This window comes from Streptomyces smyrnaeus, assembly GCF_017676345.1.
GTDB classification, from domain to species: domain Bacteria; phylum Actinomycetota; class Actinomycetes; order Streptomycetales; family Streptomycetaceae; genus Streptomyces; species Streptomyces smyrnaeus.
In genome coordinates this window covers 135,463-148,508 of the sequence record NZ_JAFFZM010000007.1, presented here as the reverse complement: position 1 = coordinate 148,508, position 13,046 = coordinate 135,463, and the positions used below count along the sequence as shown (strand labels likewise).

The 13,046-nt window shown below is 70.3% G+C and carries 9 protein-coding genes; 6 read left to right on the top strand and 3 right to left on the bottom strand.

All coding sequences use genetic code 11. The features are described from left to right. Positions 1–57: 57 nt before the first annotated feature. On the bottom strand, positions 58–2,103 hold the full coding sequence (locus JW613_RS13720) for an anthranilate synthase family protein (RefSeq protein ID WP_209211082.1): 2,046 nt from the start codon (positions 2,101–2,103) through the stop codon (positions 58–60). A 240-nt stretch (positions 2,104–2,343) separates the two neighbouring features. On the opposite strand from JW613_RS13720, the gene JW613_RS13715 reads away from it, so the two are divergent. The 5 genes from JW613_RS13715 to JW613_RS13695 all read left to right on the top strand — a co-directional run bounded on the left by JW613_RS13715 (position 2,344) and on the right by JW613_RS13695 (position 9,087). Continuing rightward, positions 2,344–3,498, top strand: a complete 1,155-nt coding sequence (locus JW613_RS13715) for an FAD-dependent monooxygenase (protein ID WP_209211081.1) — start codon at positions 2,344–2,346, stop codon at positions 3,496–3,498. Between the two features lie 129 nt (positions 3,499–3,627). Beyond that, positions 3,628–5,430 carry a non-ribosomal peptide synthetase gene (locus JW613_RS13710; protein WP_209211080.1) on the top strand — a complete coding sequence of 601 codons (1,803 nt, stop codon included), beginning with the start codon at positions 3,628–3,630 and terminating at the stop codon, positions 5,428–5,430. A 139-nt stretch (positions 5,431–5,569) separates the two neighbouring features. Next, positions 5,570–6,133 carry a flavin reductase family protein gene (locus JW613_RS13705; RefSeq protein WP_307865884.1) on the top strand — a complete coding sequence of 188 codons (564 nt, stop codon included), beginning with the start codon at positions 5,570–5,572 and terminating at the stop codon, positions 6,131–6,133. After that, positions 6,130–7,683 (top strand): 4-hydroxyphenylacetate 3-hydroxylase family protein, encoded by a 1,554-nt coding sequence (locus JW613_RS13700; protein WP_209211078.1) that lies wholly within the window; start codon positions 6,130–6,132, stop codon positions 7,681–7,683. Before JW613_RS13705 ends, JW613_RS13700 begins: the two co-directional genes overlap by 4 nt. 93 nt (positions 7,684–7,776) lie before the next feature. Then, positions 7,777–9,087, top strand: coding sequence for an MFS transporter (locus JW613_RS13695; RefSeq protein ID WP_209211077.1), 1,311 nt, complete (start codon positions 7,777–7,779; stop codon positions 9,085–9,087). A 75-nt stretch (positions 9,088–9,162) separates the two neighbouring features. Here the strand turns inward: JW613_RS13695 and JW613_RS13690 are convergent, their stop codons facing one another. Beyond that, the gene (locus JW613_RS13690; protein ID WP_209211076.1) at positions 9,163–9,831 is read right to left on the bottom strand and encodes an O-methyltransferase; all 669 of its coding nucleotides are present in this window, start codon (positions 9,829–9,831) and stop codon (positions 9,163–9,165) included. Between the two features lie 209 nt (positions 9,832–10,040). Next, positions 10,041–10,457 carry an SRPBCC family protein gene (locus tag JW613_RS13685; protein ID WP_209211075.1) on the bottom strand — a complete coding sequence of 139 codons (417 nt, stop codon included), beginning with the start codon at positions 10,455–10,457 and terminating at the stop codon, positions 10,041–10,043. Between the two features lie 129 nt (positions 10,458–10,586). On the opposite strand from JW613_RS13685, the gene JW613_RS13680 reads away from it, so the two are divergent. Continuing rightward, positions 10,587–12,878: an excinuclease ABC subunit UvrA gene (locus JW613_RS13680; protein WP_209211074.1), complete on the top strand. Its 2,292-nt coding sequence runs from the start codon at positions 10,587–10,589 to the stop codon at positions 12,876–12,878. Positions 12,879–13,046 lie beyond the last annotated feature (168 nt).

The window sequence follows — 13,046 nt, the reverse complement described above, 5'->3', positions numbered from 1 at the left end:
CGGTCTCTCCTACCCCATTTCGTTTCCCTAAAGAAAATATGTTACCGCAGGAAGCCCTTATGGCGTCCGGTGGGGTGCGGGGGCGGCCGCCGGTCGGCAGGCGGTCCGGAGCAGCCGGAGCAGGGCCTCCGCGCCGGACGGGCTGAGGACGGATTCGGGGTGGAACTGCACTCCGGCCACCCGCGCCGCACGCAAGGCCACCACCTCGTCCGTCTCCGGGCAGCGGGAGAGCTCCACCCCGTCCGCGGCGAGCGCCGCGGTCTGTGCACCGTCGGCGCGGACCCGGAAGGAGTTGTAGAAGCCGGCGGTCACCGGGCGGCCGAACAACTCGACCGTCTGCTGCATCCCTTGGTAGGGGCGGTCCCCGCGCACCACGGGCAGCCCCAGGGTGGCCGCCAGGAGCTGGAAGCCCAGGCAGATGCCGAGGACCGGGTTCCCGCAGTCACGTGCGTGGTCCAGCAGCCCGGCGGCCAACTCGCGCAGGGCGACGATCCGCGGGTCCATGACGCTGTTCGGATCGCCGGGGCCGGGCCCGAGGATGACGGGCCCTCGATGTTCGTCGAGTGCGGACCGTATCCGGGGGTCGTCGTAGGCGCACACCAGGGTCCGCGCACCCGTGGACCGGAGCAGGGCCGCCAGCATCGCGGTGAAGTCGTCCTCGGCGTCGACGATGAGCACCTCGTCCGGCACCCCGATCTCGTCCGCCCGGCCCCGCAAGGACCGCAGCTGGGCGGGGTCGAGCCAGTGGCCGGCGAGGCTGTGGCGCCGCCGGGCCAAGGACGCCAGTACCCGGGGCGAGCACAGCGACGGCGTGTGGCGGGGCCGTCCGGCCGGGGCGCCGGGCCGCTCTCCCGGTCCCTCCCGGAGTCCGAGGGCGCTGAGTACACCGGCCAGCTTCGCGTGTGTCTCGGCCACTTCGGAGCGCGGGTCGGAATCGCGGACCAGGGTGGCGCCGACCGGTATCCGCAGCGTGCCGTCGGGGGAGATGTCGGCGGTACGGATGAGGATGGGGGAGTCCATCCAGCGGCCCTGCCGGTCATGTCCGAACAGCGCCAGCGCCCCCGCGTAGTAGCCCCGCCCGCTGCCCTCGTACCGCCTGATGACCCGGCAGGCGTTCTCCAGCGGACTGCCGGTCACGGTGGCGGCGAACATGGTGCGGTGCAGCACGTCGCGGGCGTCCAGGGAGCTGCGCCCGCGCAACTCGAACTCGGTGTGGGCCAGATGGGCCATCTCCCGCAGGTAGGGGCCGTGCACCCGCACCTGGCTGTCGGCGACCGCGCAGAGCATCTTCAGCTCCTCGTCGAGCACCATGTGCAGCTCGTCGATCTCCTTGCGGTCCTCCAGAAAGGTCAGCAGGCCGGCGCTGTCCGGTCCGGTGGGCGGGTACCGGTAGGTCCCGCTGATCGGGTTCATCACCACGTCCCCGTCCCGGACCACGACGTGGGCCTCCGGGCTGGCGCCGACCAGGGTGCGCCCGTCGCCCCCGGCGGCTGCCGGCCCGGTGTGCACGCAGAACGTCCAGTAGGCACCGGCCTCGGCGGACACCAGGCGCCGGAACAGCGCCAGCGCTGTGGAGGTGCCGTAGCTGTCCAGCCGGGCGGTGAAGTCGCGGCGGATGACGAAGTTGGCCCCCATGCCGGGTCCGATCTCCTCGCGCAGGATGCGTTCGACGACGGAGGCGTACGCGTCGTCGTCCAGGTCGAACGCCGCGTTCCGCAGCGTGATGGGCTCGTTCGGGAGGGCGGCCAGCACTTCCTCCGTCTCCAGTACGTGGCTCTCCTCGACCACCAGGACCCGCAGCGGGGTGCAGTCGTCATGACAGGCGAAACCGCGCTCCCGGATCTGACGGAAGGGGACGAGTGCCAGCGCCTGGGGGCCGCCGCCGGATCGGGGGAGAGGGTCGGCGAGCGGAATGTCGGAGATCTGGTCGACTTCCCGTACCGATCCGAGCAGGAGTTCCACCGGGCCGGGTTCCCGACTGTCGGGTGCTGTTCGCCGCAGAAGTGCGAACGGCGGCGCTTCGTGAGAGTTGAGAAGCCGGTCGACGAGTTCGGCGGCCGTGGTGGCGGAGGCGGTCGCGTCGTGCGGGTGGGGCCTGGGCATGGCGCACCTCTCGAAAACAAGCGGAATGAGGTTCCCGGCGGTTTCGTGCACTGGGTAGTTTCTCAATGGGTAGTTTCTCGATGGAAATCAGATGCTAGCATCGGTCCCCGTCGATGCCCATGTCCGCACGGGTGGAGCTGCGCCCCGAGGACGCGGACGCGCCCGACCGATGCTCCGTCCGGTACGGGGCCGTCCGGTACGGGGCCGGTCGTGCCACCCGAGGTGAAGGAGGAGGCGAGCGTGCGGATCGCGATTGCCGGGGGCGGGCCCGGGGGGCTCTACCTCGCGGCGCGGGTCAGACATCTGATCGCGGACAGCGAGGTGACCGTCTGGGAGCGCAACCACCCGGGGGACACCTTCGGGTTCGGCGTGGTCTTCTCCCAGGCGGCCCTGAACGGCATCCGGGAGGCGGACCCCGAACTGCACGAGGACCTCGCCGCGCACTTCGTGCACTGGCCGGACATCGCCGTGCACTACCGGGACGAGATCGTCACCTCCAGCGGCCACGGGTTCGCCGCCATCGGCCGCAAGGAGTTGCTCGGGCTGCTGCGGGAGCGCTGCCGGAAGGCCGGTGCCTCAGTGCTCTTCGGGGCCCAGGCCCCGCCGCTGGACCGGCTCGTGGCCGAGTTCGACCTGGTGGTCTGCGCCGACGGTGCGCACTCCCAGACCCGTGCCCGGCACCGGGAGGTGTTCGGTACCGAACTCGATCCCCGCACTTCGCGCTACATCTGGCTGGCGACGGACAAGCCCTTCGACGCGCTCACCTTCCTCATCGCGGAGACGCCGTACGGGCCACTGCACGGGCACGCCTATCCGTTCGACACCGGTCGCAGCACGTTCATCGCCGAGGCCGACGAACGCACCTGGCGGGCGGCGGGCTTCCCCTCCGGCGACGAGGCCCCGCCGACGGCGGACGGCAGCGACCGGTGGGCGATCGGCAGACTGGAGGAGATCTTTTCCGCCGCCCTGCAGGGGCATCGGCTGAGGGGGAACCGGTCCCGGTGGCGCCGGTTCACAGTGGTCCGCAACCGGAAGTGGTGGCACGAGAACGTCGTACTGCTGGGGGACGCGGCACACACAACCCACTTCTCCGTCGGCTCGGGCACCAAGCTCGCGCTGGAGGACGCCCTGTCGCTGGCGACCTGCCTGCAGCAGTGCGGTTCGGTACCGGAGGCGCTGGCCCTGTACGAGGCGGAGCGCCGCCCGGCGGTGGCGGCGACGCAGCGCGCCGCGCAGGTGAGCCTGGAGTGGTTCGAGGACATCGGCCGGGTGATCGGACTGAGCCCCTCGCGCTTCGCCCTCGAACTGCTCACCCGCAGCGGCCGGTTGACCTACAGCGACTTGACAGCGGCAGCTCACACATCCAATAGTGATTGCCAAACAGAAATCAAGTAACTGTTCCGTCGCAGCCGAACGCCTGCGGACCCGGGGAATGCACACCGCGTTCGCCGCCATGCGCCGGCTCTCGTTCTCGAAAGGTTCCGGATCGACCACTGCCACCGGCAGGGGAAAGGAGCGCGGGGAATGCGCAGCGTCACAGGGGGACCGGGGTCAGGACCGGAGAACAGCACGCTTCCGGAACTCTTCGGGGAAGTGGCGCGCCGGTACCCGGAAAGGACCGCCCTGGTGCACGGGCCGGAGCGGCTCACCTACGCGGAACTCGACGCACGCGCCGACAAGGTCGCCCACGCCCTGCGGGAGTGCGGCGTGGCGCCCGGCACCTTCATCGGCCTCCACCTCACCCGTTCCCTTGAGCTCTATGTGATCACGCTGGCCGTACTCAAAGCCGGCGGCTGCGTCGTCCCGCTGAACCCCGCCCACCCTGACGCAGTCGTCCGGCGCATCGTCGAGGAAGCGGATGTTCGGCTGCTAGTGCACCAGGGCCGGTGGCCCGCGCCCGAATCCGGGGACGGCCCGCGCCGGGTGACCACCACCGCCCTGATCGAGCGCGCCCGCGACTGCGACGGCGGCGCCCTGGAGGCCGGGTCGGACCCGGAGGGCCCCGCGTTCGTGATGTTCACCTCCGGCTCCACCGGGAGGCCGAAGGGGGTGCTGGTGCCGCATCGTGGGCTGACCCGGCTGGCCGTGCACAGCGACGAATTCGAGATCACCGAGAACGACTGTTTCGTACAGCAGGCGGCGCACTCCTTCGCGGCGTCCACCATCGAGATCTGGCAGAGCCTGCTGCACGGCGCCCGGCTCGTCGTCCTGCCCCCGCGGACCCCGACACTCACGGATCTGGTGGAGGCGATCGAGCAGCACGGTGTGACGTTCCTGAGCCTGCCGTGCGGCCTGTTCAACCTGCTGGTCGACCAGGAGCCCCGGAGCCTGCGGAACGTGCGCGTCATCACGGTCAGTGGGGACTTCCCCTCCGCCGCCCACCTGGCGAAGGCGGCCGCGACCACCTCCGCGAAGGTCTACAACTGCTACGGCTGCACGGAGGGTTCCTCCCTGGTGGCCGTCTACCGCGTCCGCGCGGACGACCCGCCACGGGCCGGGGAGCGGGTGCCGGTGGGGCGTGCGATGCCACTGATGACAGCCGACGTCCTCGACGCCCGGCTGAGGCCGTGCGCACCGGACGAGCCCGGCGAGCTGTGCATCGGTGGGGCCGGGGTCGCCCGGGGCTACCTCAACGACTCTGCGGCGACTGACGAGAAGTTCGTGCCCCACCCCGCCGACCCCGGCCGGGTGCTCTACCGGACCGGTGACCGGGCCCTGAAGACACCGGACGGCAACCTCCTGCTGCTGGGCCGGTCCGACGGCATGGTCAAGATCCGCGGCTACCGCGTCGAAACCAGCGCGGTGGAGCTCGCCCTGCGCGCGCACGAGGCCGTCGACCAGGCGGTGGTCCGCGCGTTCGGAGACGAGGTCACCCAGCGCCGACTGGTGGCCTTCTACACCACCCGCGACGACGCGGCCCTGCGGCCCTCACACCTCGTGGACCACCTGCGGGAGCTGGTGCAGGACTACATGATCCCCTCCGACTTCCGGCACCTCGACGCCATGCCCCTCAACGTCAACGGAAAGATCGACCGGACCTCTCTCACGGACCCCGGGACCCAGACCGAACGACCGGAAAGCGGTGAACGCATGAGCAGCCCACTGGAAGCCGCGGTTCTGCACACCTGGAAGGACATCATCGGCGTCGACGACGTCACGGCCTCCGACGGTTTCCTGGAGAACGGCGGGAACTCGCTGCACTTCGTGCAGCTGGCCTCCAACCTGAAGAAGGTGCTCGGTATTGACATCAGTGTCGAAGAAATCTTCCGGCATGACAACGCCGAGAAGCTTGCGCGGCACATCGAGGACCTGCGCGCCGCCGGCTGAACCGCCGTCACCCGGCGCGGGCGCGGGAAGGAGTGCGGACCGAGCAGCGGGCGCCCCGGAGACGGGCGGCCCGGAGACGGGCGCACCGGAGACGGGTGCACCGGAGACGCGCGGCCCGGATACGGGCGGTCCCGGGCCGGTGGCCGTCGACCACCGGGAACTGCGCGCCTGCCTGGGCAGCTTCCTGACCGGCGTCACCGTCGTCACCTTCCGGAGCGGCACCCAGGTGCACGGCATCACGGTGAACTCCTTCACCTCCGTCTCGCTGGACCCGCCACTGGTGCTGGTCGGTCTCGACCGCGGCAGCCGGGCCGCCGCGCTGCTCGGCTCCTGTCCATACGCCATCAACGTGCTCACCGAGGGGCAGCGCGGCGTGGCCCTGCACTTCGCGGGCCGGCCGATGGCCGAGCCCGTCCGCTGGGCCGCTCCGGGACCGGACGAAGTGCCCCTGCTCGCCGACACGGTCGGGCACCTCGTGTGCCGGCCGTGGCGCCGGTACGACGGCGGGGACCACGAGCTTCTGGTGGGCAGCGTGGTGGGCTTCCACGTCACCGGGGGCCCGCCGCTCGCCTTCTTCCGCGGCGGGTTCCCCCGGCTCGCCGCGGACAGCCGTACCGAACCCTGGTCCGGATCGCTCGACGACCCGGCCAATGCGCAGCGTCACCAACCTGCCCACCCCATGACCACGGAAGGTCGGACATGACGGAACACGGCCGCGGACCCACCGCCGATCAGAGCGCGCAGCCACGTGTCACACGGCCGCTGACGGGCGACGAGTACCTGGAGAGTCTGCGCGACGGCCGGGAGATCTGGGCCTACGGGGAGCGGGTCGACGACGTGACCAAGCACCCCGCCTTCCGCAACACCGCGCGTATGACCGCCCGTCTCTACGACTCGCTGCACGACCCCGAACGGGCAGGAGTGCTGACCGCCCCGACGGACACCGGGAGCCAGGGCTTCACCCACAAGTTCTTCCGTATCCCGCGCAGCGTCGAGGACCTCGTCGGCGACCGTGAGGCCATCGCGCAGTGGGCCCGTATGAGTTACGGGTGGCTGGGGCGCAGCCCTGACTACAAGGCCAGCTTCCTGGTGAGCCTCGGCGTCAACCCCGAGTACTACGGCGAGTACGCGGACAACGCCGCCCGCTGGTACCGCGAAGCGCAGGAACAGGTCCTCTACTGGAACCACGCCGTCATCAATCCCCCGGTGGACCGGCATCGTCCCGCGGACAGCAACGACGTCTTCGTGCACGTGGAGGAGGAGCGGGACGACGGCCTGATCGTCAGCGGCGCCAAGGTCGTCGCCACCGGCTCGGCGATCACCCACTGCAACTTCATCGCGCACTACGGGCTGCCGGTCCAAAAGCGGGAGTACGCGCTGGTGTGCACCCTGCCGATGGGCACCCCGGGGGTGAAGCTGATCTGCCGCCCCTCGTACGGCGTGATGGCGGACGCGGTGGGCAGCCCCTTCGACTACCCGCTCTCCAGCCGGATGGACGAGAACGACACGATCTTCATCCTCGACCGGGTGAAGGTCCCCTGGGAGAACGTCTTCATCTACGGCGACACGGCCAAGGCGGGCACCTTCCTCACCTCCTCCGGGTTCACCCACCGGCTGACGTTCCACGGCATCACCCGGCTCGGCGTCAAGCTGGACTTCCTGGCCGGCCTGCTGCTCAAGGGCGTCGAAGCCACCGGCACCAAGGACTTCCGCGGCATCCAGACCCGGGTCGGCGAGGTCCTCGCTTGGCGCAACATGTTCTGGGGCCTGGGTGACGCGATGGCGCAGAACCCGGACACCTGGCACAACGGTGCCCTGCTGCCGAACCTGGACTACGGCATGGCCTACCGCTGGTTCATGACCATCGGCTACCCCCGCATACGCGAGATCCTGCTCCAGGACCTGGGCAGCGCGCTGGTCTACTTCACCTCGCACGCCAAGGACTTCCGGCAGCCCGAACTCCGCCGCCTGCTGGACAAGTACGTGCGCGGCTCCCACGGCTACGACTCGGTGGAGCGGGTGAAGCTGATGAAGCTGGTCTGGGACTCCATCGGGACGGAGTTCGGAGGCCGGCACGAACTCTACGAACGCAACTACTCGGGCAACCACGAGAACGTCCGCATCGAACTGCTGCTGGCGCAGCAGAACTCCGGTCTCGTCGACGCCTACAAGGGGTTCGCGGAGGAGTGCATGGCCGAGTACGACCTCGACGGATGGACCGCTCCCGACCTCGTCAACCCCAGCCTCGCCTAGCGAGCGGGGCGAGCCCGGGGCAACGGCCCCGGGGGGATCAACCGGCCGAGGCGTGGCGAGCCGCCTCGGCCGGTCGCAGTGAAACGGAGTCACATGCCTTACGCCATCGTGGTCCTGGGGATCGGCGTCTTCTGTCTGAACACGACGGAGATCATGGTCGCCGGGCTCCTGCCCAGCCTGTCGTCCGAGTTCGACGTGTCGGTCTCCACCGTCGGGTACCTCATCTCCGTCTACGCGATGGGCATGGTCGTCGGCGGCCCGGTGCTGACGGTCGCCCTGCTGCGGGTACCGCGGAAGAAGGCGCTGCTGTGGCTGCTGGCCACCTTTGTCGCCGGCCAGCTGCTCGGTGCCGCGGCGCAGGAGTTCTGGGTGCTGGTGGCCGCCCGGGTGATCACGGCGCTCGCCGCCTCAGCGTTCTTCGGTATCGCCGTCGCGGTGTGCGCGCAGCTGGTGGACAAGGACCAGCGGGGCCGCGCTCTCTCGGTGCTCTTCGGCGGGCTGATGGTCGCCCAGGTCGTAGGGCTGCCGGCCGCCACCCTGATCGACCAGCACTTCGGCTGGCGGGCCAGTTTCTGGGCCGTCGGTGCGCTCGCGGCCCTGAACGCGCTGGCCGTGTGGCGGAGGGTGCCCACCACCCCGATGCCGGAGCGGATGCGGCTGCGAGGGGAGATCTCCGCCTTCCGCAACGCGAAGCTGTGGGGGGTCTACGGCACCAACGCCCTGGTGATCGGGGCCATCATGGCGGCCAACAGCTACTTCTCCCCGATCTTCACCGAGATCAGCGGATTCGGATCCGGTGCGGTTCCCTGGCTGTTCGCCGTGTTCGGCGCCGGCACCATCGTCGGCAACGTCGTCACCGGCCGTCTGGCCGACCGGTACATGCTGCCGCTGCTGGTGTACGGCTTCGCGGTCGTCACCCTCGTCCTGGTCGTCTTCGCGCTGGTGGCGCACCACCGGGTCCTCACGGTGGCGGCGGTGGCCGTGCTCGGGCTGACCGGGCTGCCGCTCAGCCCCGTCATGGGTGCGCGGGTCCTTCGGGTCTCCAACGACGGTCCGCTGGTCAACACGGTGAACGCGTCAGCCATCAATGTGGGTGTCGTCGTGGGCCCGTGGGCCGGGGGAGTGGCCATCAGCCTGGGGCTGGGACTTCTCTCGCCGCTGTGGATCGGTGCGGCCATGGCCGCGACGGGGCTGCTCGCGATGGTCCCGGCGGCTCTCGCCGCCCGCCGCGCCCGCCGCGACCGCCGCGCACGGCGTGGCGGTCCGGTCTCGCCGACCGGCCCGGAAAGGGCGGGCGCCGAAGACGCCGGGGCCGCAGCCGCCCGGACGGAGGGGACCGGGGGTGCAGCGGCCGAGGACCACCGGGCGCCCTCCCATGGCGACGGGGCACGGACGCGGCCGTGACGCCCGGCGGCCGGGGCCACAGCGGTGTCCGGCCCCGGCCGCCTGCGCTGCCCGTCCACGGGGAGGAGTGGACGGTCATTCCCCCACGACTGCGAGCGTGAACCCGTCGTAGCCCTTGGCGCCCACGGTCTGTACCGTCGTGGCGCTCACCCGCGGCTCGGCGGCGAGCATGTCGTGGAGAGCCCTGGCGCCGTCCACCGCCGGGTCCGTGCCGGCCGATTCGACGAGGGATCCGCCGAGGACCACGTTGTCGACGACGATGACGCTGCCGGGCCGGGACAGCGCGAGCGCCCAGCGAAAGTACTCGGGCATGCCGGGTTTGTCGGCGTCGATGAAGCACAGGTCGAACGGCCCGGCCCCTTCCGCGGCGAGCTGCGGCAGTACGTCGAGCGCCTTGCCGACCCGCTGGTCGACCAGATGGGCGAGCCCGGCCTCCTCGATGTGGGCCGCGGCTGCCTTGGCGAACAGGATGCCGGACTCGATCGTGATCAGCTTCCCGTCCGCGGGGAGGGCCCGGGCCAGCCAAATGGTGCTGTACCCGCTGAAGGTGCCGATCTCCAGGACGGTGCGCGCACCGTGGACACGGGCCAGCAGGTGCAGCAGCTTGCCCTGGTGGGGGGAGACCTCGACATCCGGCAGGCCGGCTTCCCGGCTCGCCCGGGAGGCCCGCTCCAGGGTGGTGTCCTGCGGTATCAGCAGCTTGCCGGTGTAGGAGTCGACGGCTGTCCACTGCTCCTGGCTCATGGCTCCTGCCTCTTCGAGAAGGGGGAAGGGACGAAGACGACGTGCGCACCGCGGGGCGGCCGCCGCGCTGGGAAGGGCACGGCTTCGCATAGAGAGGTGAAGATTGCGATTCGGAAATCATGCCGAGCATATGCCGCGGGAGCCGGGCAGGGAAGAGGGCGGCTCGCGACGCCTCGGAAGGGCGCACGGGCGAGGGTGGCCGGTGGCGGTTATCGCCGGCGGGCCGCCACCTCGGCCAGTCTCCGCATGGTGTCCGGGACCGGGGCCGTGACCGCTGCGGTGAAGTCCGCGTCGTGAGCGGAGGGTCCGTCGATGTCCACCCGGTGGGTGAGGCGGGCGCCCTCGGCCAGCGCCTCGATCCGGTGGGTGAACCGCAGGAGGGTGCCGTCCGGGGTGCGCGTCTCGGTGCTCAGGCAGCACTCGGGGACTGCCTCGACGATGGTGATCGGGGCGGGCGGCCGGCCGTGCAGGGTCAGGGTGCCGCGGGTTCCGGCGGCCGGCGGGCCGGAGAGGGTCAACCGGGCCACCTCGCTGTCCCATCGGGGCCACTGCGCCGGATCGGCGTAGCAGTTCCACACCGCCGCCGGGGTGGCGGTGGTGGTGCGGGAGTGTTCGTAGGTCCACATGTGCGGCGGCTCCGGTCTGTCGGTGTCGAGGGTCCTCGTGAGGACAGTTAGTGATTGCCGCCAGGAAATCACATTGCTAAGGTGGATCGCGACAGGGCCGTTGTGCCGGGCGGACGTTGGGGGAGCAGCATGGAAGGACGGGGGCACTTCAGCGGAGACATCGTTCTCTCGGGCGCCCGCGAGAACAACCTCAAGAACGTCTCCCTGACGATCCCGAAGGGCACGCTCACCGTCTTCACCGGAGTCTCCGGCTCCGGCAAGTCCTCGATCGTCTTCGACACCATCGCGGTGGAATCCCAGCGTCAGCTCAACGAGACCTTCCCCGCCTACGTGCGCAACCGGCTGGCCCGGCACGCCCGCCCCCGGGCCGAGGTCATGGAGAACCTGTCCACGGCCATCGTGGTGGACCAGAAGCCGTTGGGCGGCAACTCCCGCTCCACGGTCGGCACCATGACGGAGATCCAGCCCATGCTGCGAGTCCTGTTCTCCCGGCACGGGCAGCCCAGCGCGGGACCGTCCAACCACTACTCGTTCAACGACCCGCACGGCATGTGCGAGACGTGCCACGGACTCGGCCGGACCGTCACCGTCGCACTCGAGCGCCTGCTCGACGAGACCAGGACGCTGAACGAGGGCGCCATCACCTACCCCTCCTTCGCGCCCGGCACGGCCCAGTGGCAGCTCTACGCCGAGTCCGGCCTGTTCGACCCCGACAAGCCGATCAGCAGCTTCACGGAACAGGAGCGGGAACTGCTGCTGTACGGCGGCGGATTCAAGGTGGACCGGCGCAGCAGGGACAGCGTCTACAAGAACGAGTACGAAGGCGTGCTCGTCCGCTTCACCCGCCGCTACCTCAACCGGGACGCGGACTCCCTCAGCCAACGGGACCGCAAGGCCGTCGCGGAAGTCACCGAGGAAGGCATCTGCCCCGAGTGCGCGGGCGGCAGGCTCAACAGCGCGGCGCTCGAATCCCGGATCGGCGCACACAACATCGCGGACTACTGCGCCATGGAGGTCAACGACCTCATCCCCGTCCTGGAGGCGCTCCACGACCCGGTGGCCAAACCCGTCGCCCAAGCCGCCCTCGCGGCCCTGCGCCGCATCCAGGCAGTGGGCCTCGGCTACCTGAGCCTGGACCGCGAGACCTCCACCGTCTCCGGCGGGGAGGGGCAGCGCCTCAAGACCGTCCGCCACCTCGGCAGCAGCCTCACCGATGTGACGTACATCTTCGACGAGCCGAGCGTGGGCCTGCACCCGCGCGATGTCGAACGCCTCAACGCACTGCTGCTCGCCCTCCGGGACAAGGGGAACACCGTCCTCGTGGTCGAGCACGACCGCGATGTGATCGCGGTGGCCGACCACGTCGTCGACATCGGCCCCGGCGCGGGAGCGCACGGCGGTGAGGTCGTCTATGAAGGCACCGTCGAAGGGCTGCGCCGGTCGGACACGCTCACCGGGCGATGGCTGCGGCAGGTGCCGGGCCTCACGCGCAACCACCGCACACCGAAGGGTGCCTACGTCCTGCGGGAGGTGAATCTCCACAACCTCAAGAACCTCACCGTCGAGGTGCCCTCCGGTGTTCTGACCGCGGTCACCGGGGTGGCCGGATCCGGCAAGTCCACGCTCGTCACCAAGGCCCTCGCCGCCCAGCAGCCGCACGCCATCTGCGTCGACCAGTCGGCCATCGGCATCTCGCCCCGCTCCACCCCCGCCACCTACGTCGACATCATGGACACGATCCGCAAACTGTTCGCCGCGGCCAGCGGCGTCGAAGCGGGTATGTTCAGTTTCAACTCGACAGGCGGCTGCCCCACCTGCCGGGGCCGCGGCGTCATCCAGACCGATCTGGCCTTCCTGGAGCCGGTCACCCTCACCTGCGAGACCTGCGAGGGGCGCCGCTACCGCGAGCAGACCCTGCGCCATCGCCTCGACGGCAGGAACATCGTCGAGGTCCTGGAGCTCACCGTCGAAGAAGCACTGGAGTTCTTCGCCGAGCCGGGCGTGCTGCGCAAGCTGCGCAGGCTCCAGGAAGTGGGGCTCGGCTACCTCACACTCGGCCAGCCGCTTTCCACCCTCTCCGGCGGCGAGCGGCAGCGGCTGAAACTGGCCGACCGGCTCCACGAGTCGGGCGGGCTCTATCTGTTCGACGAACCCACCACCGGGCTCCACATGGCCGACGTGGCCGACCTCCTCACGCTCCTCGACCGCCTGGTGGACAGCGGGAACAGCGTCGTCGTGGTGGAGCACGATCTCGACGTGGTCAAGCGGGCCGACTGGGTCATCGATCTCGGCCCCGAAGCAGGCCACCACGGGGGCCGGATCCTCTTCGAAGGGACCCCGGCCGCGCTGCTGTCGGCACCGGACTCGATCACCGCCGACCACCTCAGGAAAGACCTCGCACAGGGCGCCGCACCGCGCTGAGCCTCCGTACTCGCAGCACGCAGCACGCAGCACGCAGCACGCAGCACCTGACGCACGCAGACGCACGCAGCACCAGCACCCCGTACCCGCAGCCGGAGCGGCAGCGGCAACCGGCCGGTGTCCGTGGCCGGCCGCGCGTGTCCGTGTCACGGCTTCGCCGCAGTAAGG